Source organism: Bacteroides parvus (assembly GCF_017309675.2).
Lineage (GTDB): Bacteria > Bacteroidota > Bacteroidia > Bacteroidales > Bacteroidaceae > Bacteroides > Bacteroides uniformis.
This window is the reverse complement of the sequence record NZ_CP084680.1, coordinates 3,978,251-4,001,168: the sequence shown is the minus strand read 5'-3', so window position 1 is coordinate 4,001,168 and position 22,918 is coordinate 3,978,251. Positions and strand designations below refer to the sequence as shown.

The 22,918-nt window shown below is 45.3% G+C and carries 13 protein-coding genes; 7 read left to right on the top strand and 6 right to left on the bottom strand.

The window, feature by feature from the left end:
- Positions 1-11: 11 nt before the first annotated feature.
- Positions 12-1,058, bottom strand: a complete 1,047-nt coding sequence (locus JXR92_RS16480; protein WP_117964181.1) for a DUF3810 domain-containing protein — start codon at positions 1,056-1,058, stop codon at positions 12-14.
- 101 nt (positions 1,059-1,159) lie between these two features.
- Here JXR92_RS16480 and JXR92_RS16475 point away from each other — a divergent pair, with 101 nt between their 5' ends.
- Positions 1,160-3,793 carry a valine--tRNA ligase gene (locus JXR92_RS16475; RefSeq protein WP_138345292.1) on the top strand — a complete coding sequence of 878 codons (2,634 nt, stop codon included), beginning with the start codon at positions 1,160-1,162 and terminating at the stop codon, positions 3,791-3,793.
- A gap of 77 nt (positions 3,794-3,870) precedes the next feature.
- On the opposite strand, the gene JXR92_RS16470 is transcribed toward JXR92_RS16475, so the two are convergent.
- From JXR92_RS16470 to JXR92_RS16455, 4 genes are all read right to left on the bottom strand, one after another.
- Positions 3,871-6,285, bottom strand: coding sequence for a glycoside hydrolase family 9 protein (locus JXR92_RS16470; RefSeq protein WP_138345294.1), 2,415 nt, complete (start codon positions 6,283-6,285; stop codon positions 3,871-3,873).
- Between the two features lie 5 nt (positions 6,286-6,290).
- Complete coding sequence (locus JXR92_RS16465) at positions 6,291-7,220, bottom strand: ThuA domain-containing protein (protein ID WP_009038079.1); 930 nt, start codon at positions 7,218-7,220, stop codon at positions 6,291-6,293.
- A complete protein-coding gene (locus tag JXR92_RS16460; protein ID WP_117991170.1) occupies positions 7,217-7,711 on the bottom strand; it encodes a hypothetical protein in 495 nt (164 codons plus the stop codon). The genes JXR92_RS16465 and JXR92_RS16460 overlap by 4 nt, the downstream gene beginning before the upstream one ends.
- A 376-nt stretch (positions 7,712-8,087) precedes the next feature.
- The gene (locus JXR92_RS16455; RefSeq protein ID WP_008665234.1) at positions 8,088-8,666 is read right to left on the bottom strand and encodes an RNA polymerase sigma-70 factor; all 579 of its coding nucleotides are present in this window, start codon (positions 8,664-8,666) and stop codon (positions 8,088-8,090) included.
- A 137-nt stretch (positions 8,667-8,803) separates the two neighbouring features.
- Here JXR92_RS16455 and JXR92_RS16450 point away from each other — a divergent pair, with 137 nt between their 5' ends.
- The 6 genes from JXR92_RS16450 to JXR92_RS16425 all read left to right on the top strand — a co-directional run bounded on the left by JXR92_RS16450 (position 8,804) and on the right by JXR92_RS16425 (position 22,318).
- Complete coding sequence (locus tag JXR92_RS16450) at positions 8,804-9,817, top strand: FecR family protein (protein ID WP_057281663.1); 1,014 nt, start codon at positions 8,804-8,806, stop codon at positions 9,815-9,817.
- Positions 9,818-10,052: 235 nt separating this feature from the next.
- Complete coding sequence (locus JXR92_RS16445) at positions 10,053-13,454, top strand: TonB-dependent receptor (protein WP_034526153.1); 3,402 nt, start codon at positions 10,053-10,055, stop codon at positions 13,452-13,454.
- Positions 13,455-13,466: 12 nt separating this feature from the next.
- Positions 13,467-15,458 carry a RagB/SusD family nutrient uptake outer membrane protein gene (locus JXR92_RS16440; protein WP_005831973.1) on the top strand — a complete coding sequence of 664 codons (1,992 nt, stop codon included), beginning with the start codon at positions 13,467-13,469 and terminating at the stop codon, positions 15,456-15,458.
- Positions 15,459-15,483: 25 nt separating this feature from the next.
- The gene (locus JXR92_RS16435) at positions 15,484-16,200 is read left to right on the top strand and encodes a DUF3823 domain-containing protein (RefSeq protein ID WP_005831972.1); all 717 of its coding nucleotides are present in this window, start codon (positions 15,484-15,486) and stop codon (positions 16,198-16,200) included.
- 71 nt (positions 16,201-16,271) lie between these two features.
- A complete protein-coding gene (locus tag JXR92_RS16430) occupies positions 16,272-19,286 on the top strand; it encodes a glycosyl hydrolase family 28-related protein (protein WP_005831969.1) in 3,015 nt (1,004 codons plus the stop codon).
- A 29-nt stretch (positions 19,287-19,315) separates the two neighbouring features.
- Entirely contained in the window at positions 19,316-22,318 is a 3,003-nt protein-coding gene (locus tag JXR92_RS16425) for a glycosyl hydrolase family 28-related protein (RefSeq protein ID WP_138345296.1), read from the top strand.
- A gap of 108 nt (positions 22,319-22,426) precedes the next feature.
- Here JXR92_RS16425 and JXR92_RS16420 read toward each other — a convergent pair whose 3' ends face one another.
- Positions 22,427-22,873 (bottom strand): hypothetical protein, encoded by a 447-nt coding sequence (locus JXR92_RS16420; protein WP_117964189.1) that lies wholly within the window; start codon positions 22,871-22,873, stop codon positions 22,427-22,429.
- Positions 22,874-22,918 lie beyond the last annotated feature (45 nt).

Below are 22,918 nucleotides of genomic sequence, written 5' to 3'. Positions count from 1 at the left end.
GGTTTTGAAATTTAGTTTTTCCATTCTTCGTATGAGATAAGCAAGCCTATTACTTCCGAATAGTTCTTGCGTCCGCTTTGAATCTTGTTTCCTTTCAGGTACAAGTCATAAATCCAGTTTTGAATGTCCCCGATGAGCGGACTGTATTTTTCCATCCAGTATTGCTGGTTCTTTTGGGCCAGTTCTATGATTTCAGGACGTATCCGGCTGAAAAGCTCTGCGTATTCTTCTTCGCTCATCAGTTGGCGGGCGCTACCCAGCACATGTGAGAGTACGGAGAAATACCCGCTGAAACGAATCTCTTTCACTTGCGAACGGGTACAGACCTGATAAGCGTAAAAGTTTGCTTCAGCCTCGCTGGTGATACCCAGCAGGTGGGCCAGCTCGTGGGCATAAGTAGCGGGATATTGCGACGGGAGCAAATCACCGTTCAGTGTAAATTCGCAGAAGAAGGGTCCCATGCTTCCCGTAACACCGACCATGGAAATGAACGGGGTGAAAAGCATGGTTTTTACACGTGGAGAAGAGTGAGGAGGGCGGTGTACCCCCAGCGTATCACTGATTTGGTTGTATCCGTATACGCTTTCCCGGCAGACCAATGGTTCGTCAATAGAAGTAATGTCCGTATAAGAAGTGTTCAGTTTGTCGATATAGTTGTATACAAATGTCCGGAAGATTTCGGGAGTATAGGCAGTATAAGGTATGTTTGTCCTGCCGTAGAAATCTTTCTGTGAGTAGTTCAGTCCCCATGCCAGATAGAACCATACGTATATCCACAGCAAGTATTCCATCTCGTTCAGCAGAATCTGTTTCCACTTCTTTTTCTGAATATAGCGTGCCCTGATGGGATTGAAAAGGAGTCCGATGATGCTGAGGAAAATAAACAAGTCGCCTATGGCAAAAGGTATGAGTTTTGAAAAGGAGGACAGAATATGGGAGATTACCGGATATACAGACTGCGCATATACTTCTCCCAAACTTGGTATGAGCTGTGTTGCCCATGTGATAGACAGTAACACGATTAATATGACATACCGGATTTTTAGCTTCCCCCTCATTTTATATACTGTTTTGTAGGGACAAAAATATATATTTAAATTTTAATTCATTAATTTTGTCCCCGTTATTCGCAATAAATTAATTATAGAGATTTAAAAACATGGAATTAGCAAGTAAGTACAATCCCGCTGACGTGGAGGGAAAGTGGTACCAGTATTGGTTGGACCACAAATTATTCAGTTCGAAACCCGATGGTCGTGAGCCTTACACCGTCGTCATCCCGCCCCCCAACGTCACTGGTGTGTTGCACATGGGACACATGCTTAATAATACCATACAAGATATTCTGGTACGTCGTGCCCGCATGGAAGGCAAGAATGCCTGCTGGGTGCCGGGAACCGACCATGCTTCCATTGCTACCGAGGCCAAGGTGGTGAACAAGCTTGCCGCACAAGGCATCAAGAAGACGGACCTTACCCGCGACGAATTCTTGAAACACGCTTGGGAATGGACGGATGAACATGGTGGCATCATCTTGAAGCAGCTTCGCAAGCTGGGTGCTTCCTGCGATTGGGACCGTACAGCTTTCACAATGGATGAGAAACGTAGTGAAAGCGTGCTCAAGGTTTTTGTCGACTTGTATAACAAAGGTTTGATTTACCGTGGTGTCCGTATGGTGAACTGGGACCCGAAGGCGCTGACCGCTCTTAGTGACGAGGAAGTTATCTACAAGGAAGAACACAGCAAGCTGTACTATCTGAAGTACATGGTAGAAGGTGACCCCGAAGGACGTTATGCAGTGGTTGCTACCACCCGTCCCGAAACCATCATGGGAGATACTGCCATGTGTATCAATCCGAATGACCCCAAGAATACTTGGTTGAAGGGTAAGAAGGTGATCGTTCCGTTGGTAGGACGTGTTATTCCGGTTATCGAGGACGATTACGTAGATATAGAGTTCGGTACCGGTTGTCTGAAGGTAACTCCTGCCCACGATGTGAACGACTACATGCTGGGTGAAAAGTATAACCTGCCGAGCATCGACATCTTCAATGATAACGGAACGCTTAGTGAAGCTGCCGGCTTGTATATCGGCATGGACCGTTTCGATGTGCGCGAGCAGATTGAGAAGGACCTGGCTGCTGCCGGATTGCTGGAAAAAGTGGAAGCCTATACCAACAAGGTAGGTTTCTCCGAACGTACCAATGTGCCCATCGAACCGAAGCTTTCCATGCAGTGGTTCTTGAAGATGCAGCACTTTGCCGACATGGCTTTGCCGCCGGTGATGAATGATGAGTTGAAGTTCTATCCTGCCAAATATAAGAATACGTACAAGAACTGGTTGGAAAATATCAAGGACTGGTGTATCAGCCGCCAGTTGTGGTGGGGGCATCGCATTCCTGCTTATTTTTTGCCGGAAGGTGGTTATGTAGTGGCTGCCACTCCCGAAGAAGCCTTGGCATTGGCAAAAGAGAAAACGGGTAATGCAGACCTTAAACTGGAAGACCTTCGTCAGGATGAGGACTGCCTGGATACTTGGTTCTCCTCCTGGTTGTGGCCCATCTCTTTGTTTGACGGTATCAACAATCCGGGTAACGAGGAGATAAACTACTATTATCCTACCAGCGACTTGGTGACCGGTCCGGACATTATCTTCTTCTGGGTAGCCCGTATGATTATGGCAGGCTATGAGTACGAAGGCAAGATGCCGTTCAAGAACGTTTACTTTACGGGTATTGTCCGTGACAAGCTGGGACGTAAGATGTCCAAGTCGTTGGGTAATTCTCCCGACCCGCTGGATTTGATTGAGAAATACGGTGCCGATGGTGTACGTATGGGCATGATGCTTTCAGCTCCTGCCGGAAACGACATCCTCTTTGACGATGCATTGTGTGAGCAAGGACGTAACTTCAATAATAAGATATGGAACGCTTTCCGTCTGATTAAAGGTTGGGAAGTCAATGCGGAAGTTCCGGTACCGGAAGCTTCAGAACTGGCAATACGCTGGTTTGAGGCCAAGCAGAATGAAGTAGCTGCCGAAGTGGCTGATTTGTTCAGCAAGTACCGTTTGAGTGAAGCGCTGATGGCTGTTTACAAACTGTTCTGGGACGAATTCTCTTCCTGGTATCTGGAAATGATTAAACCGGCATACGGCCAGCCCATCAACCGGAAAGTGTATGAAGCAACTATCGGTTTCTTTGATAACTTGTTGCATCTGCTCCATCCGTTCATGCCATTTATTACAGAGGAGTTGTGGCAGCATCTTTGCGACCGTACAGACGGTGAGAGCTTGATGGTAAGCCCGTTGTCAATGTCGGCATTGGTAGATGAGGATATCATCCGGGAGTTTGAAACGGTGAAAGAGGTTATCAGTAATATCCGTTCCATCCGTTTGCAGAAGAACATCGCGCAGAAGGAAGCGCTTGAGTTGCAGGTTATCGGCGAGAATCCGGTTGCGGCATTCAATGCGGTTATCACGAAGATGTGTAACCTTTCCTCCATCAATATAGTGGAGAACAAGGCCGACGGTGCTGCTTCCTTCATGGTAGGTACTACGGAATATGCCGTACCTTTGGGTAATATGATTGACGTGGAAGCCGAGATAGCCCGTATGGAGGCCGAACTGAAGCATAAGGAAGGATTCTTGCAGGGTGTGCTGAAGAAACTGGGTAACGAGAAGTTTGTGAATAATGCTCCTGCCGCCGTTCTTGAGATGGAACGCAAGAAGCAGGCAGATGCTGAAAGTATCATCAAATCTCTCAAGGAAAGTATTGCAGCATTGAAAAAGGCATAACTGTCCATCACATAAAACAGAGAAAAAGCTCCGGAACCTTCAACTCCGGAGCTTTTTTTAGCGGTATAATGAACTGTTTATTTGAACAGTTCTGCTACGCACCACATCAGGCGTGCGGTAGTGTGTGTCCAGATTTCCTTGTAGGTACAATTGTTTTGCATCGGGAAGTAAGGCTCATCGTCATTTTCGAATGTTTCGATTCCTACGGGCACGGCTCCCACAACATTTCCGGCGTATGCCCCGTAAAGCGGCGGATAGTCATATCCGTCTCCATAAACGGTACTCATGGCAAACGGGTTGTAGCCTAATATGTATTCTACCTGGCGGGTTGCAATATCCCTTAACGCTTTGTCGTTGAATAGGCGTGCAAGAATAAAGGCAGCTTTGGCTTTGCCCATGACAACAGCGTGGAATCCCCTGAACTGATAGGCGACGGGGAAACGGCGCAGATAGAAATCCTTCGAGAGAGGGATGCCGTTGCGCACTTGTGCATTGTATTCTTCCAGGCTGGGAAGCCCTACCTGCTCTCCTTCGTGGTACAGATTCTTATAATCGGTATTATCCACCTCGTATACGGCGCTTGGCAGTATGCCGTACGGCTCAATCAGTTGTGAAATCCCGCGTAGATAGTCTGCATAGGCTTCACAGGATGCCTTCCACAACGGGACGTCCGGATGGGTAGGGGCATCTGTCAGTAGCATCGAGAGTCCTTCGGCCATCAAGTGCTCTTGGCTTTGGTGATAATAGGCCAGGATACGTTTTTTCCGGGAAGATTCATAGAAAAAAACTCGCAGGGGGATTTTCCAGTCGGTACGCTTTTCCAACTGTTGGCCCGCCATGACGGTACGTGCCAGCCGGGTTGCCCAGTCCAGATAGTAAACATCTTGTGTAAGGCGGTACAAACGCATGGCTGTGACGGTGGCAAGGGCATAAAGTTCGGTTTCGTTCTGTTCCGTCCTTTGCGTATCCAGCAGGTCGATGGCGAATTGGAAGTCCTCAATGGCACTGTTCCGGCACCACCGTGCAAACACTGGGTCTTTCTTTTCAAAATGAGGGGCGGCGAGTGCGCAACTGGAAGCGGCTTTCAGATTGTCCGTAGGCGTATTTCGTGCTTCTGTCTGCATGTCGTCTTTGTCACCACGGATATTCTTTGTCCAAATGCCGATAATCAGTCCACCCAGTCGGTAGCCGTCACCGAAGCGGGTACGCAGAATCCAGTTCACTCCCCAGCGTGCCTCTTCCAGCAGGCGTTCGTAGAAGATACTGTCTTTGCCTTGTACGGCACCGGCCATTTCGAGGAGGGCGATGCACGATTCGGCTGTATTTCCCGTTCCTTGAGTCAGGTCGGCTGCATCGTGCCATCCTCCGGCAATGCTCATGCTCCGTCCGTCGGGATGATAGGCGAATACATCCTGATGGCATTCCTGATGAATGCCGGGCTGGTCGAAACCGCAACGTTCGGAAAAGAAGAAGTTCAGCGTGTGCCAGGCGGTAGACAGGTAGGCATCATTTCCGATGGGGAAAGGCTTTGATTGTACATCACCGATGGAGAGGAAGTATTGTCCGGGCGTATTGAAACTGCTGAAGTCCAGTACAAGAAATCCTTTGTCCAGCTTCTTGTCCTGATTCAGAGGACTGGCCGTACCTTGATAAACGGTTTGTCCCGTGGCGGCATCGTGCAGGCTGAAAGCCCTTTCCGGCATGTGCTGCACCAAAGCCTGCTTGCGTGCTCCCGGCTTGTATCCGCTGTGGCAGTAGGCCATTGCGTCTTTTCGCAGGTCGAATCCCCGGCTGTTTTCCGCTTCTACCTTTTCGATGCGCATGTCGTCTATGTATAGGCTCATGCGTTCGCTGGCTCCTGCAGGAGCACCTGCCAGCATGATGTTTACCGAAAAGCCGGTGACACAGTCACGGTATAGGTCCGGTATCTCCCATATGATGTGCTGCCATTTGTTGGGATAGACAGTCTCGAAGTGTTGTCCTTCAAAGCGTCCGGGAGTCGGCATGATTTTCTCTCCTTCATTGTATAGGGTGAATCCGGCAAAGGTCAGATAAACGCCCGGTGCATCCACATATACCCAAACGGAAAAGCGGTTGTATTCCCGCAAGTCTTCCCGGTCGAGGGGACGGATAATCTCCGGGGTGGCGTAATTCCGGTTTGTTGGATTCTTCTTGCCCAGGGAGGCAGGAGTGTCCAGACGGACACTTCCTTTGCCTGAGACAGTGACTTTACGGTCCACATGTATGGTTCCGGGTCCGGTGTGGCGCAGAGCGCCGAAATCTTCGGCCAGGGGGAGTACCCTGCTTTTCAATACCTTTTTCTTTTCCCACCGCGTCAGTCCGGCGTGTGCGAGATTGGCTTTCATTATGCGGTGCACATGATTGCTTTGCTGTAATTGTTTCTCCAGTTCCGTATCGGGTTTCCACGGAGCTTGTGCTTGTGCCTGCATGCAGCAGCATGCCAGCAGCAGTGTTCGGATGATGTGTTTCATGGTATTCAGTGTTTGGTTTCAGGGTAAGCATGAAAAGGAGCCTTGAACTCCGGACGTAATGTATAAGTATCCTTCAGTGGGAAATCTGCGGGAACTTCTTGGGTGACGGCACCGGTGGCAGCCCATTCGCATCCCCGGAGTAAAGTCACCTGGAAACCGGTGCAGCGCATGGAGTAAGTCATGTTCGGGTCGTTGCCGCAGTGCCCCAGGAGGTCGACGAATATGCGCCCTTTCCCGTAGCTTACTGTCCACATCAACGGTTCATGCCGTCCGCGTTCGTAGGCGGTGGCCAATATTTCCATGTTTCTTACCGGACCGCGTAGGCGGGTATATATCTCGTCCTTGAAGTGTTTCCATTGAGGAGGCAATCCTTGCAGGATAGGATGATGGGGGGCGCGGTGTTCTATGACGGTTTCGTGCTGCAAGCCGTGGTAGCCGGCATACCCCGGAGAGTAGTCGTAGACGTATTGTCCGTCTTTCCAGTACAGATACGGACCGTCCTTTTCGTTTCGTCCGTCCCAGGCTCCCATGCCTATTATCTCGTTGTATTCTTTCCAGTCGGCCATCGGGACGACGGAAGAATGTATCACTACCACACCGCCTCCATCGGCAACGTATTTCTCGAAATTCTTGCGTACGGGCTCTGTCCATGTAGCTCCGCCGTAGTTGATGACGATTAAATCATATTGGTGGAAATCGGGTTTGAAGGTGGCGATGTCTCCACCAAAGTCGGGTGTAAAGGCAAAGTCCACTTTGAACATTCCGCTGTTTTCCAATATCTGCTTCATGGCTTCGCAGGCGCCTTGCCAGTAATGGCTGCCGTCCTGCCCGGCTATCATCATGGTTTTGATTACTTTCTTTTGCTGTGCGTGTGTGTGCGAGGCAGCTCCTATATAAATAAGGAGTACCAGGATAAGTGTCAGTCTTGTTTTCATTTTCCGGAAGATTTAAAGTTTTTGCCAGTAGGGTTCCATTCTATACGGTCGTAGCAGCGTGTGGTGCGCAGATTGTAACCTTGTTCGTCTACGCTGAACTTTCCGTCTTTGAAGTAGGATATGTAGAGCTCGGAGATGCCGTCCTTGTTGCGGTCTTCTACAAGGAGATTGTACTTGTCGGTGACATAAATCTCGTCGGAAATGTATTGTATTTCTTTGGTATAGTTGTCTACGATTGCATAGTAGGCCTTGAAAAGGTCGAAAGTGGGGTAGTGCCCGTTGTCACGTCCGAAAAGCATTACTTCTTCAAGGGTATCGTCCCCGTCCATATTGGCAAGTACGGATTGCTGAAAGGAAAATCCCGGTTTTTGTACTTGTGGAGGGATATTGTCCCATCCTTCCTGATGGGCTGTCACTGAAAATTGCGCTTGTGCATGGATGACGTACACCAGCGCCGACAATAGGATAATCAGTTTTCTCATTGCGTGCATTTTGAGGTTATGATAATAATAGGGTTACTTCTTGCTTATATGACCGGTGGCCCGGAGTTTTCCCTAACTTTTTTAGAATAATTAATGAATACGGGATGTATAGGGACTTAGTGCCTCTCCCATCAGGACTGAACCGGTCTGACCCGTATACTGAGAGGTCATAACATCCGCATCCTTTCCATTAAAACACCCGGATGTTTTTGGGTAATACACCCGGATGTTTTTGGGTAATACATCCGGGTGTTTTGGGTGAAAACATCCCCATGTATTGGGGTAAAACATTCGGATGTTTTGACCTCTCAGTCCTATACTCTTTAGGGCTAAGTCCCGGTGTGTAGCCGGCACGGTATAGGGGACGTTCTGCTTGTGTATGGTCTTAATGCGAGGTGAGCAGGTGCATCAATATCAGTGGTAGATAATCTTTCAGCTTGACCCTTAATATCTTCAAAGCCTGCTGAATGCGGTAGTCTACCGTTTTTGGGGAAACGTTGAGTAGTTCGGCAGCTTCCTTGTAACTCAGATTCTGGAAACGATGCATGATGAAAGCTTCCCTATAAGTAGGCGGCAGTTCGTTGATGGCCCTTTGTATATGCTTGCTTAATTCGTTGATTTGATAGATATCCACCTCCTGCAGCATGGCGAACATTCGTTCATAGTAAGCGGTGTCTGCCCGTTGCTTCACTTCATTTTGGGCAATCCGGGTCATGCAACGATGGTAGACAGCCTTGAACAGATATTGCTTGAGCGAATATTCGATAATGGGTCTTTCGCGGTTTTCCCAAAGCCATAGCATGACGTCCTGAACAATCTCTTCTGCATCTTCCAACCGGACAAAACGATAGCAGTAGGTGCAGAGCACTGAATAGTACTTTTGAAATAACACATCAAAAGCACTTCTATCTCCTTTTTGTATGGCGGATAATAAAGATGTATCTTCTAATGGTATGTTTCTCATAGGGTGGGGGTTCATTATTGTTGGGCAAAAATAGCTTTTTTTCCTATTATAATCTAAGTATATAAAATATTTTTAGTTTTTTGTTTAGGAGTTCTTTTCACCCGTTTGTCTTTAGATTAAAGCTAGCAATAAAAATTATGGTAAAAAGAGAGGGAATGGAGAACCTGCTTCTCAGGTATTATGAAGGAGAGACAACGGAGGATGAAACTGCTCTGATAAAGGAGTGGCTGGAAGCATCGGAAGAGAACCGCAGGACAGCCCGCCAGGTTCAGACACTCGGTCTGGCGGCGGACATGGCGCAGATTTCATCCAGGCTGGATGTAAAGAAGGCCTTGGAGGATGTACATCGTAAGATGAAACAGAAAAAGGTCAATAGGTATCAGGTATTATTTAGAGGGATGCAACGGGCGGCCGCCATTTTATTCATCCCTTTGATGGTATCGTGGTCTATCCTTTATTGGGACAAGGATAAAGAAGAGATACATATGATGGAAGTCAGGACAAATCCGGGAATGACTACTTCTGTCGAATTGCCGGATGGAACGGAAGTCGTTCTGAACTCGTCGTCGTCGTTGCGCTATCCTTCCCGATTTGCCGATGATAAAAGGGAAGTGAAGTTGGTGGGTGAAGCATTCTTTTCTGTCGCAAAAGATGAAAAGAAGTTCATTGTCGGCACGCTGAACAATTCCAAGATAGTGGTACATGGAACGGAGTTCAACGTAGAGGCTTACAAAGGGAGCAGGACGGTACAGACCACTTTGGTTTCGGGTAAAGTCAGTTTCTCCTATGTGAATAACGGCAGGAGAAATAATGTAATGATGATACCGGGGCAAAAGGTTATTTATGATATAGTGCGGGAAAAGGTCGTTGTGAAAGAAGTCAATGTAGACGTGGAAACATGTTGGAAGGACGGACGTTTGATTTTCAGGAACACTCCGTTTGAAGATATATTGAAGAGTTTGAGCAAAAGATATAATGTGGAATTCATTCTGAAAAAGGCTTCATTGAAGCAGAATTCCTTTACGGCTACATTTACCAAACAACGTTTGGAGCGAATATTGGAGCACTTCCGAATATCCTCGAATATTCATTTCAAGTTTGTTGAAGATGGTGATGTGGATGCCGAGAGACAGGTAATAGAAGTTTATTAACCCTTTAAAAAGTAGTATGATGAAACACAAGTCCGTTTAGAAAAACATGCAGGAAAATGTTGGCGCATTTTCCTGCATGAAACACAGTAACTTTTAAATATCTGTTTGGCGACAGATAAAGTAACTTTATTTTTTCACTAGAAATCAATACAAAATTATGAAAAAACACTATTGTATCCAATCATTTAGGGAAAAAAGTGTCCTGATGAGATGCATGAAAAAAATTCCTCTTGCTATGAGATGCACATTATTTATGTTGTTTTGTTTGGTTGGTATGACTTTTGCCAATGAAGGTTATGCTCAAAAGACAATGGTAAACATTGCTCTTGAGAACAAGACTGTTGATGAAGTACTGACGGAGCTGGAACAAGGTACCGAATTTGTTTTCTTCTACAACAACAAGCAGATTGACGTTAAGCGCCGTGTATCGGTCCGGGCAAATAACAAAACCATATTCAAGGTTCTGAACGATGTATTCAAAGGAACCAATATAGGCTATAAGGTATTGGACCGTAATATAATCCTTTATGATAAAGCTGTAGGAGCTGATGGGGTACAGATGGCTTTGCAGGCTGCGACGGTGAAAGGTTCTGTGGTCGATGCAACCGGTGAACCGGTGATTGGTGCCAGTATCTTGGTGCAGGGAACTACCAACGGTGTCATAACAGACATTGACGGTAATTTCATTCTGACCAATGTGGGCTCTGATGCTACTCTTATAATAAGCTATGTAGGTTATAAGACACAAAACATAAAGGTTGCAGGCCGAAATTCGTTCAAGATAGTTTTGGTAGAAGATGCTGAGATATTGGATGAAGTGGTTGTTGTAGGATATGGTGTACAGAAGAAAGAATCACTGACCGGTGCCATTGCAGCCATTGGTGCTGATGAAATAGCTACGACCAAGACCGAGAATCTGATTAGCAATATTCAAGGTAAGATGCCGGGACTATTGATTCGCCAGAAAACCGGAGAGCCGGGAACTTTCGACAATATGGTGAGCATTCGCGGTTATGGTGACCCGTTGGTGGTAATTGATGGTATCACGCGTGAAGGTACTGAAGAACTTGCACAGCTGAATTCTGAGGATATAGAAAGTATCTCTATTTTGAAAGATGCTTCTGCCGCTATTTATGGTATGAATGCGGCTAATGGCGTAATCATTGTTACTACCAAAAAAGGTGTGGCCGAAAAGACCAGAGTATCTTACTCGGCATTGTTCGGTATGAAGAATGCCACGGGTATGGAAGAAACGGTAGATGCTTATACTTATCGCATGTTGGCCAATGAAAGGGCACGTAATGACCAGGCTGCCCCTGAATACACTGACGATATTCTGGAACTGTATAGAACCGGGGCTAAGGGTTATACAGACAATAACTGGATTGACATGTTTATGAATAAACTGGCGTTCCAGCAATCGCATACTGTTTCTGTGAGAGGTGGAACGGATAAGGTGAAATATTATGTGAGCTTCGGCTATAATGGCGATAATGGTTTGCTGAAGAGTGGTATCCAATACTATCATAGATATAATCTGAGAAGTAACCTGACTGCAGAGCTTACGAAAGGGCTGAAACTGAATGTGAATCTGTCCGGGCGTTGGGATGAAACCCAAAGGCCGAGAGAGGATTTTATGTGGACTTTTAAGACTTTGATGGTTAATGACCGTGGTATCGGTACTCATACGATTAATAATCCCAATCATTTGTCTGCAATCGGTCCTGAAAACAAGAATCCTTTTGCGTTGGTTGATCCGGATATAGACGGTTATCGCAAGAACAGAGGCCTGACGTATTCTGCCGATGTGGAATTGAATTGGCAAGTTCCTTTTGTAAAAGGGTTGGCATTGAGTCTTTTGGGGTCATTTGACGGTAACAATCGTAACAACTCTTCTTTAAATCGTTCTTATCCGTTGTATGATTATTATACAGATGCGCCTGCCGGTACGGGAGGTAGTACTGATGCTTATTCCAATACGATGAGAATATATCAGAAGATTTATGGCAGGTTGCAGGCTAATTATATGCGTTCTTTCAATCAGCACAATTTGAATGTGACAGCTGTGGCAGAGTTGAACAGTACACGACGCGATGAATTATCCGGTTCCCGGCAATATTCAGAGTTGTTTACTAATGATATTTTGAATCAGGCAAGTCCGGGTACAGCTACCAATTCAGGGTATCGTAGTTTTGGCCGTTTGGCAGCCTATCTGATGCGTGCGAACTATGATTATGCCGGTAAATACTTGTTGGAAGTAGTAGGGCGTTATGATGGTTCTTATCGTTATGCTCCTTCTAAGCGTTGGACGTTCTTCCCGTCGGTAAGTGCCGGATGGCGACTTTCGGAAGAAAGTTTCATCAAGGACAATTTGCCGTTTATTACTAATTTGAAAATCAGGGGTTCTTTTGGACAAAGTGGATATGATGCCGGTGATCCTTTCCAATATGTATCTGCTTATAATTCGGCTTCTAATGGTTATGTTTTTGATGGTGCCAGCCAGATTATGGGTATGGTAGCTCCTGGTGTAGTGACTGACCGGCTTTCTTGGGTTACATCTTCTATTTCCAATGTAGGTCTGGATTTTGACTTATGGAACGGTAAGTTGAGTGGTACTATCGAGTGGTTCAATCGTAAGAATGAAGGCATTTTGGCCGACCGTGCACAATCTGCTCCTGATACATTTGGTGCAAGTTTCCCGAAGGAAAATCTGAATTCTAACCGGAACCGGGGTTTTGAGATTGAATTGGGACACAGAGGACAAATCGGTAAGGACTTCTCATATTCAGTAAGTGCTAATTTTACGTATGCCCGTGAAAGAAGTCTGCATGTGGAACATGCAGAATATACCAGTTCTATGGATAGATGGCTGAATGGAAAGGAAAACCGTAACAGTAATGTGATGTGGTTGTATAAATACGATGGCCAATATACTTCTTTGGAACAGTATGAAACGGCTCCTTTGATTGGTGGGAACTTGGGTAACTCTAAGATGCTTCCGGGTAGTTACAGATTGCTTGACCTGAATGGTGATGGTAGAATTAACAGCAGTGACCGTGTTCCGGAGTTTTGGGCAACCGGTGCAAATCCTCCTATCCAGTATGGGTTGACTTTGGCGGCTTCTTATAAGAATTTTGATCTCAATATGCTGTTTCAAGGAGCTTCCGGTTATTCCATCGGATATGCCAATGATGATGTTTGGGGATATGGTGGCAAGACAAATAAATCTTATTTAATTGCGAAATATGTAGATCGTTGGCATCCTGCAAATATAACAGATGATCCGTATAATCCTGCCACACAATGGGTAGCCGGCTATTATCCGGCATTACGCCACAATTTCTCTAATACTTCGGATAATGGTAGTAGATGGAATTATGGTATTTCCGTTTGGCTTCCGCAAGCTACTTATCTCCGTTTGAAGAGTATGGAGATCGGTTACAATCTGCCAAAATCATTTATGAAAAGAATCGGGTTGAACAGTGCCCGTATCTTTGTCAATGGTTCAAATCTGCTTACGTTCTGTAACAAGGCTTTGAAGGATGCTGACCCCGAACGTGAGGAAAGGGATTGGGGAGCCAACCTGGCATATCCGTTGATGAGAACTTATAACTTTGGGTTAAACATAAACTTTTAATTCTGAAATACCATGAAAAAAAATATTTTATCGATATTCTCGTTATGTGCATTGATGGGATTGTCCGGTTGTAATGCCTTCTTGGAACTTGAACCGCTGGATAAAGTGTCTCCCGATCAGTTATTGGAGACAGAAGGTGGTGTAAAGGCACTATTGGCAAACATATATACCATGATTCCTATGGAAGATTTTAATTATCGTCCGAATGCTGGTTTTAATCAACGCGGTTATGATGGTGTGAATGAAACTACTAATTTAGCATTTCTTACCGACGAAGCTACCCGTAGTGACGGAGGAGTGGATATAGGTTATGAAGGATTCAATTATTGGCCCTATGGAGATATTCGTCAAGTGAATATTTTTATGCAAAATGTAGAAAAAGCCAAAGAAGCAGGAACAATTTCTGTTGCAGATGCGGATCGTATGACTGGTGAAGCCCATTTTGCACGTGCTTATATGTATTATGGGCTTGTAAAAAGATATGGAGGCGTTCCTCTGATTGACAAAGTGCAGGACGATGATTATGCCGATGGTGGACCGGGCGCTGTGGCAGTTCCCCGCAGTACAGAGTTGGATACTTGGAAATTTGTATTGAATGAGTGCACCCTTGCTGCTGCTACTTTGCCCGATGCGACTTCTGGTTCGGATTTGTATCGCGTAACCAAGTGGGCAGCTTATGCGTTGAAGTCAAGAGTTGCACTTCATGCAGCTTCTGTAGCCAAGTATTGGAATCTGGCACCTTTGGCTGGTGAAGCTGTCACTCAGAAACTGGTGGGTGGAATGACTTCTGCCGATGCCGATGCATTCTATAAAGAATGTATTGAAGCATCTAAGTCCCTTATAGAGAATTCCGGTAAATCTCTTTATAAGCCTGCTCCGGCTACTGTTAAGGAGGCTGCATCAAACTTCCAGGCCTTGTTCCTGAATGACCAGAATGAAGAGGTCATTTTCAGTAAAGCGTATCTTAATGGAACAACCAATACTAATCAGGGACATAGCTATGCTCAGTTTAATATCCTTCCTCAAGTCAATCCGGGCGCTCTGAAATATGGACGTTTCAATCCGATGTTGGAAATCGTTGATTTGTTTGAAGATTATACGGATGACGGCACGGGAAAAAGTGCAAAGATTGTAACTCGTACGGATGGGAATGAAGATGCTTATATCCCTAATTTCCATAATATGAATAATGCTTCTGTAGTGAACACCTTGATGTCGGTACCTTTTGTTAAATATAACGATTTGTATGAACCGTTTGCCAACAAGGATGCACGCCTGTTGGCAAGTGTGGTTGTGCCGGGTTCATCTTATGCCGGCACTGAGATTATTATCCAGGGCGGATTTATTAAGGACAATAATAGCTATGTGGCTTATTCAAACGAGTCTACTCAGAAAAATGGAACAACATATTATGCTTTAGGAGCCGAAGGTGAAACCATGTTCTCTGGATTTAATAATGTGAACAGTGGTGAGGATGCTAATTGGACTGCTACAGGTTTTGGAGTTCGTAAGTATATGCCCGAGGGCGAGAGCATGTCTCCCGACCGTCTTTCGTCCACTACCTCTTATATTGATATGCGTTTGGCAGAAGTCTACCTGAATTATGCTGAGGCTGTTGTGGAAAATGGTAGTGGATTTGGCGATAAGGAATTGGCTGAGAACTATTTGAATGCTTTGCGACGTAGAGCCGGACATACCGACCGGATATCTTTGACATTAGAGAGTGTTTTGAAGGAACGTCGTGTGGAGATGGCGTTTGAAGGAAAGCGTTTTTGGGATATGAATCGTCGTAGGGAATTCCATACTGAGTTCAGCAATAATAGAATTCGTAAAGCTTTGGTGCCGATGCTTGACTTGCGTGGTGCAGAGCCTAAATATGTCTTTGCAAGGGTGAACTACTTTGGTGACGAAACAAGAGGAGGGCGTACTTTCCAGAACATCAACTACTATAGGGGCATACCTAATATTGCCACGAATGGTTTAGTTCAGAATCCAGGTCATTAATTTGAATAATATTAAGTAGAAAGTTATGAAAAAGATATTGTTATTTGTGTCATGCTTCTTATTTGCATTGACATCTTGTGAAATTGATAATTATGAGGGACCGGATGCTTCCATACATGGTTCTATCCTTGACGAACAGACAGGTGAACTTGTAGGTTCTGATATGGAAAACGGTAATGCAATTAAAGTGAGGGAGCATGGATTTACTAATGCTACGGATCAAACCTGGTATATCACAAATACCGGAGAATATCGTAACAATATGGTTTTTGCTGCCACTTATGATGTTCGTTTTGAAAATGGGAATTTTTATCCATTTGAAGTGAAGGATTTTGTTGTTAAGTCAGGGGATAATGTGTATGATTTCAAGGTTATTCCTTATATTCGCGTCAAAAGTCCAAAAGTAGAAAAGAATGGCAATGTAATTACTGCTACATTCTCGTTGGAAGCTGGTAAACAAGAAGTGAAATTGAAAGAGATTCAGTTGTTTGCTTTTTCAGATATGTGGGTAGGTAACAATGTGAAATTGACGTTGAATGGAGGGACTGATAAGCAAGTGTTTAGTCCGAGTACTGCTATAAATAGCGCTGATATTTATACATTGTCCATCGATCTGGGACAAAATGCTGATGTCTTGAAATACAGCAAGAATTATTATTTCCGTATTGGCGCTCTGGCTGATGTTTCGGGTGTGGGCACTGTACGGCATAATTATGCGCCGGTAGTAGTTATAAAATTGTAATTTATAGCAGAGGGAGACGTTCTGCTTGACGGCAGAACGTCTTTTTTTATCCATACATTAAAAATAAGACCATGAAGAAATTGAACACGATTATTTTAATTTTGCTGGGGATGATATGTACTCAGTTGTATGCTGTACAATTGAATTCGATTTATCCTCTAAAACCCAATGACTCCGAAGCTTTTTATTTCACTCCCGAGAACTATCCTATAAAGGCGGATGGAAAGATGGATGTATCGGATGCTTTGCAGGCAGCGATTAATCAAGTGAAGAAAGAAAAGAATTTCGGAATCCTTTTTATCCCTGAAGGTAAATATAAAATCAGCAAGACCATTTATATTCCTACGGCTATTCGTTTGATTGGCTATGGAAAGAATCGCCCGGAATTTATTCTGGCTAAGAATTCTCCGGGTTTTCAGGAGGAAGTAGCTGATGATAAAGGAAAAGCTAAATACATGTTCTGGTTTACGGGAGCCGTTGTCAAGGAAGGTGAGAAACCCCGTGATGCCGGTGCCAGTACGTTCTACAGTGCCATGTCGAATATCAACTTGCGCATAGAAGATGGTAATCCGCATGCAGTGGCGCTACGCACACACTTTGCCCAACACAGTTTTATCAGTTATGTGGCCGTATACATAGGTAAAGGCAAGGCTGGTCTGTTCGATGTGGGCAATGAGTTGGAAAACGTTGCTTTTTACGGGGGAGATTATGGCATTTATACGACAAAAGCTTCTCCCGGATGGCCGGTAATGATGGTCGACTCTTATTTTGAGGGACAACGTGTAGCTGCTCTTCGTTGTCAGGAGTCCGGTTTGGCAATGGTGAATCTGTATGCCAAGAATGTTCCGGCTGTATTTGATATTGACCCTAATTATTGCGACAAGTTATTTTTGGAAAACAGCTATTTTGAAAATGTAAGTGGTCCGGCAGTGGTGATTACCAACGAGAACAACAGCAACAATCAGATAACCTTTCGCAATGTATATTGTAAGAATGTACCGACCTTGGCGAAATATACCCGTAGCAATACGGCCACCCATGTTTCTCATAAAATCTATAAGGTAAAGTCATACGACCACGGCTTGCAGATGGATGACATGGTGGATATGCCGGAATATGAAACGTTGGTTGATATTGAACCGATACAGAAGATGCCGGTTGCCCAACTGATGGACATCCCTGCACTGCCTGCAATGGCAACATGGGTAAATCTGCGCGAATTCGGTGCAAAGGGAGATGGGGAAACGGATGATACGAAGGCCATCCAGGAGGCTATTGACAAGTACGATAATATCTATGTGCCCCAGGGCTGGTATCGCATTACCGAAACTTTGAAGATGAAGCCCGATACCAAGTTGATAGGCCTGCATCCTTTTGGCACTCAGTTCCGGCTGGACGAAAGTACTGCTGCATTCAGTGGTTTTGGCGGTCCGAAAGCGATGGTGGAATCTTCGGAAGGCGGTGCAAATATGCTGATGGGCATTGGTATCAATACCGGCGGTTATAACTATCGTGCTGTAGGTGTGAAGTGGATGGCAAATGCAGATTCTTATATGAATGACGTGAAGTTTGTAGGCGGGCATGGCGGTTTATGGAAACCTAAACCGGGTGTTGAGGAACCACGTGGCCGGTGGAACAGACCGGCTCGTATCAGTTCTCCCGATAATCCGGTAGCGGCTTCGGGCATGGATCTTGCTTGGGACAACCAGTATTGGAGTCTGTGGGTGACCAACAACGGTGGTGGCACCTTTAAAGATATCTGGACAGCAAGCACATATGCCACCAATGGTTTCTATGCCAACAATACTTCTACTCCGGGGCGTATCTATGCCATGTCCATCGAGCATCATGTAAGAAATGAAGTACGTTTCAGCAAGGTGTCCAACTGGAAGGTGTATTGCATGCAAACCGAGGAAGAGAGCCGCGAAAGTACCGATTGCCAACCGATAGAGATGGACGACTGCAAAGATGTGACCTTTGCAAACTTGTATATGTTCCGCGTTATCCGTGTCAATGAACCGTATCACAGTTCTGTACGTATCCGCAATTGCGAGAACATCGCATTTCTGAACCTGCATAACTATTCTCAGATTAAATATACGAATAACATTGCAGTGTTCGATGTCAACAAAGACATTGACATCCGCCCGTGGGAACTTTCTCGCTTGATTGTAACCGGAAAAGAACCTCATCAGCAATCGTTAGGCAATGAAATAGGTAAGGTGAACCAATTGGCTTCCGATTTGGAATTTGCCGAAGGCATTGCGCGCGACAGTAAAGGTAACATTTACTTCTGCGACCATCGGATGCGTCGTATCTTTAAATGGTCGGTAGAGACAAACAGCTTGTCGCTGCTGGCAGATTTCCCGTGGAAACCCTCCAACCTGGCTTTTGATTCAGAAGATAATCTATTGGTATTGTTCAGATATGATGCGCAGCCGGGATATCTGATTAATGGTAAGCCGGAGGAAATGCCGGTAATGCCTGATACAAAAGGTACTTCTTTCAGCGGATATGGTAATTCCGCATATACAATGAGAGTCTACTCCATTGACCCGGAAAATCCGGAAGAGACCATCAAACTGTTGCCGCGTGTTCCGATGGGTCAAGTGAAGAACGTGTATAAGGCTCTTTATCCTTCTAACCGTTGGAGAGACTTCCACGATTTCAATGCGGTGTCGGTCTATGTTCCTGAAATGTGCTTCCTGGCACCGGATGGAAAAACTATCATTCCTCATTATTTCGACTTGTCACGTAGTTCTTCCCTGCTGGAAGCCTATCCGGGAAAGCCTTTCTATACCTCTGATGAATATGACCGCAGAATGGTGAAGATGGATGTGGCCAATGACGGCACGCTCTCCAACTTGAGCTATTTTGTGGAGCAGGGCGAATTTGGTTCTGCTGTAGATAAGGAAGGGAACTTGTATGTGGCTGACGGAGAAATATATGTATTTGATAAGGATGGCAAGAAGAAAGGGATGATTCGTGTTCCCGAACGTCCGTCCACATTACAGTTTGGCGGTAAGGATGGCAATACATTGTTTGTCACAGGCCGTTCCAAGTTCTTTGGTGTACGTATTAAATAAGGAAAATCCATATTAAAACAATCTGTGTAATGAGAAATTATCAAATAATGAGATACCTGCTGATAGTCTGTTGGATTATCGGTAATATGCCGTCCGGGTGGGCGGCAGAGGGTGGTTCCACCTATACGCAAAGACCGGACGATCCGGAAGCATTCTACTTTACCCCGGAGAATTACGGCTTCAAGGCTGATGGAAAGTCCGACGTGACCGATGCACTTCAAGAGGCAATCAATCAGGTGAAGCGCGAAAAGAACTTTGGGATACTGTTTCTGCCGGAAGGAAATTATCGTATTAGCAAGACGATTCAAATTCCCTCATCCATTCGGCTGATTGGTTATGGGAAGAAACGGCCGGTGATTTATTTGGGAGCCGATACACCCGGTTTCCAGACTACTCAAAATTATATGATATGGTTTACGGGAGGGCTGGCACAAGAGGGCAGGAAGCCTTCGGATGCCGGTGCAGGTACTTTCTATAGTGCGGTGTCCAATGTGGATTTCCGTATAGACAAAGGTAATCCTCAAGCCGTCGCCATTCGTGCGCATTTTGCCCAGCATGGATTTATCAATCATTGCGACATTCGGATTGGTTCGGGAAAAGCCGGCATGTATGATGTGGGCAATGAACTGGAAGACGTCAGGTTCTATGGCGGTGAATATGGGATAATTTCTTCCAGGACTTCTCCGGGATGGCCTATGATGATGGTCGATACTTACTTTGAGGGGCAGAGAAAAGCGGCTGTCTATTCAAAAGAGGTGGGGTTTGCCATCGTCAATATGCATGTGAAGAATACGCCCGTTGCCTTTGAAATGGCAGAGAATCTGGCAGACCGCCTTCATGTGGAGAATTCGTTGTGGGAGAATATTTCGGAAGCCGGTGTCAGGGTAAGCGTAGAGGGAAATACTTTTTCGCAATTGAATCTGGTGAATGTGGATTGCAGGAATGTTCCCGTACTGGTGGACTATGCTCAAAGTGGAAAGAAAGTTGCCGGAAAAGCAAAAATGTACAGAGTCAAGGAGTTTACTTACGGTCTGGTGTATCAGGATTTGAATGATGCTTCTTCTTTCAGGGAAATATGTGAAATAGAGCCGGTGGCAAAACTGCCGGTTCCACTTGGCAAGGACCTTCCGGTTCTTCCGGCAATGGAGACATGGGTCAATATCCGCGACTTAGGGGCAAAAGGTGATGGCGAGACTGATGATACGGAAGTTTTTGAAAAAGCTGTCTCTTTGCATAAAAGCATCTATGTGCCCCAGGGGTGGTATCGTCTGACGAGAACGTTGAAGCTGTCTCCCGGTACTAAGCTGATTGGGCTGCATCCTTTTGGGACTCAATTTCTGTTGAAGGAAAGCGAGCCTGCATTCAGTGGTTTCGGCGTGCCTGTGCCTTTGGTTGAATCTTCCGAAGGCGGCGACGACGTACTGAATGGTATAGGTATTAATACTGGTGCGTATAATTACCGTGCTGTCGGCTGTAAATGGATGGCGGGTGAGTGTTCGTACTTGAATGATGTGAAGTTTGTAGGCGGGCACGGCACCTTGCGCAAACCGGCTCCGAATGCTTCCGGACAGTCGTCTTACCGCAGGGGCGAGCGTCGAATTAGTTCCCCGTCTTCTCCGGTCATGGAGACCGGTAAGGATATGGCTTGGGACAACCAGTATTGGAGTTTGTGGATTACAAACAATGGCGGTGGGACAATTAAGGATGTTTGGACAGCCAGTACGTATGCTGCCAGTGGGCTTTATATTAGCGAAACGAAGACTCCGGGACGTATTTATGCCATGTCTTTGGAGCATCATGTCCGTACTGAAGCCCGTTTCCATAATGTGGCCAACTGGAAAATTTATGCTTTCCAGTTTGAGGAAGAAGGTCGTGAAGGGCCTGATTGTTATATGGCAGAAATGTCCAATTGTCAAAATATCGAAATGGTAAATGTGTGGATGTATCGCGTTATCCGTGCCTTTATGCCAAAGAGGATAGGTTTCCGCATATGGGATTGCAAGAATATCACTTTCCGTAATATGCACAATTATACGCAGATATTGCCAGTCATAGAGTTTCCTATATATGATATGAATAAGAAGTTGCCCGTTTATTCGTGGGACTTTGCCCGTCTCACTGTTTCGGGTAGCGAGAAGAGCCTTCGCCCTTCCTGCACGGTCATGGACAAGCCTGTGAAGCTGGCTACCGGTTTTGAACTGGCCTCCGGAGCTACTACCGACAGTAAAGGAAATATCTACTTCTGTGAAAACCGTCTGAAGAAAATCTATAGATGGTCGGCAGACACGGAGCAGATTACTTTGATAGCCGATTATCCCTGGAAGCCTTTTACATTGACTACTGATACGCAAGACAATCTGCTGGTTATTTTCCGCTATGACCCTCAGCCGGGTTATCTGGTGAACGGCAAGCAGGAAACGGTAGTGCGCTTGCCGGATGATAATCCGATGTACAGTGGTTGGGGTAACAGTGGCTGGAGTGCTTGGGGGTATTCTTTTAATCCGGATAACGTGGATGCTACGATGAAGCCTATGCCACGTGTCGTTACAGCCGGTATGAAGAATATACAGAAAGTCATTCACCCTTCCAGTCGCTGGAGAGGTGACTTTGACAAGGTGGTTGCCAGTATGCCTGAGTATAGTTTTGTCGCTCCGGATGGCGTGACAATTATTCCGGATACCTATGATTTGGGACGTTCTTGTGCTTTGACTGTTACAGTGCCCGGTCAGTCAGAACCGGTTTATATTGTAAATGAGATGAATAAAACGACAGTACAACTTTCCGTTGGTGTGGATGGCCGTTTGACAGAACAAGGAATAATATGTCCTTATGGCCAATACAGTAATGTGACCGATGCTGATGGGAATGTCTATGTTGCTGATGGTGAAATATTTGTCTATGACAAATATGGTAAAGAGCAGAGACGTATTCAGATAGAAGAACGCCCGATTTCCTTGGCAATTGGTGGAAGGCAGAAGGATATACTTTTTGTTACCACCTCAAGTTCTTTCTATGGAATTAAGATACGTTAGGTATTGGTGTAGGTAAAAAAAGAATTAGCCCCTGCGGTTGTTTTATATCGTAGGGGCTAATTTATTATAAGAAGGTATCTTTTCCTTATAGGCTGATTACTTGGAATATTATTTTTCCAGCAGCTCTTTCAGAAAAGAATCCAGTTCCTCATCCAATCCTTTCAGTAGCTCCTCATTGACCAATAGAGTATCATCATCCATCAGCAGCAGTTCTGCTATTGTTTCTCTATCGTCATCCACCAGTACAAAAGAGAATGGTTTCAGAATTGTCAGCTTGTCGAACTTTCCTTCATTTTTCATGCTGCAGAGCAGTGAGGATAAGATACGCTCTACATTTTCGTAGAAATCATCTCCCTCGTATGTCATCCATTCTTCAATGGTGGTATTGGCTAGCTCCTTGTCTTCATCATCAAAGATAGACAGTTCGCCCGAATTCTGATTCGGTTGCAGATGAATGTCTGTAACGATAGTCTGTTCGCAACCGCAGGTGTATTTGCCGATTGCTTTTTTAAGAGTGTCCTCTAAGAGTGCTAATGACGATTGACTGAGCTTCATAATAACTTTCTTTTCTTAATGGTTGTTCAAAGGTATAAAAAAAAC

Bases quoted from the DNA above. Each gene is read 5' to 3' on its own strand.
- JXR92_RS16480 (WP_117964181.1), bottom strand. From the start codon at position 1,058: ATGAGGGGGAAGCTAAAAATCCGGTATGTCATATTAATCGTGTTACTG.
- JXR92_RS16445 (WP_034526153.1), top strand. From the start codon at position 10,053: ATGAGATGCACATTATTTATGTTGTTTTGTTTGGTTGGTATGACTTTT.
- JXR92_RS16470 (WP_138345294.1), bottom strand. From the start codon at position 6,285: ATGAAACACATCATCCGAACACTGCTGCTGGCATGCTGCTGCATGCAG.
- JXR92_RS16435 (WP_005831972.1), top strand. From the start codon at position 15,484: ATGAAAAAGATATTGTTATTTGTGTCATGCTTCTTATTTGCATTGACA.
- JXR92_RS16465 (WP_009038079.1), bottom strand. From the start codon at position 7,220: ATGAAAACAAGACTGACACTTATCCTGGTACTCCTTATTTATATAGGA.
- JXR92_RS16425 (WP_138345296.1), top strand. From the start codon at position 19,316: ATGAGAAATTATCAAATAATGAGATACCTGCTGATAGTCTGTTGGATT.
- JXR92_RS16420 (WP_117964189.1), bottom strand. From the start codon at position 22,873: ATGAAGCTCAGTCAATCGTCATTAGCACTCTTAGAGGACACTCTTAAA.
- JXR92_RS16475 (WP_138345292.1), top strand. From the start codon at position 1,160: ATGGAATTAGCAAGTAAGTACAATCCCGCTGACGTGGAGGGAAAGTGG.
- JXR92_RS16455 (WP_008665234.1), bottom strand. From the start codon at position 8,666: ATGAGAAACATACCATTAGAAGATACATCTTTATTATCCGCCATACAA.
- JXR92_RS16460 (WP_117991170.1), bottom strand. From the start codon at position 7,711: ATGCACGCAATGAGAAAACTGATTATCCTATTGTCGGCGCTGGTGTAC.
- JXR92_RS16450 (WP_057281663.1), top strand. From the start codon at position 8,804: ATGGTAAAAAGAGAGGGAATGGAGAACCTGCTTCTCAGGTATTATGAA.
- JXR92_RS16430 (WP_005831969.1), top strand. From the start codon at position 16,272: ATGAAGAAATTGAACACGATTATTTTAATTTTGCTGGGGATGATATGT.
- JXR92_RS16440 (WP_005831973.1), top strand. From the start codon at position 13,467: ATGAAAAAAAATATTTTATCGATATTCTCGTTATGTGCATTGATGGGA.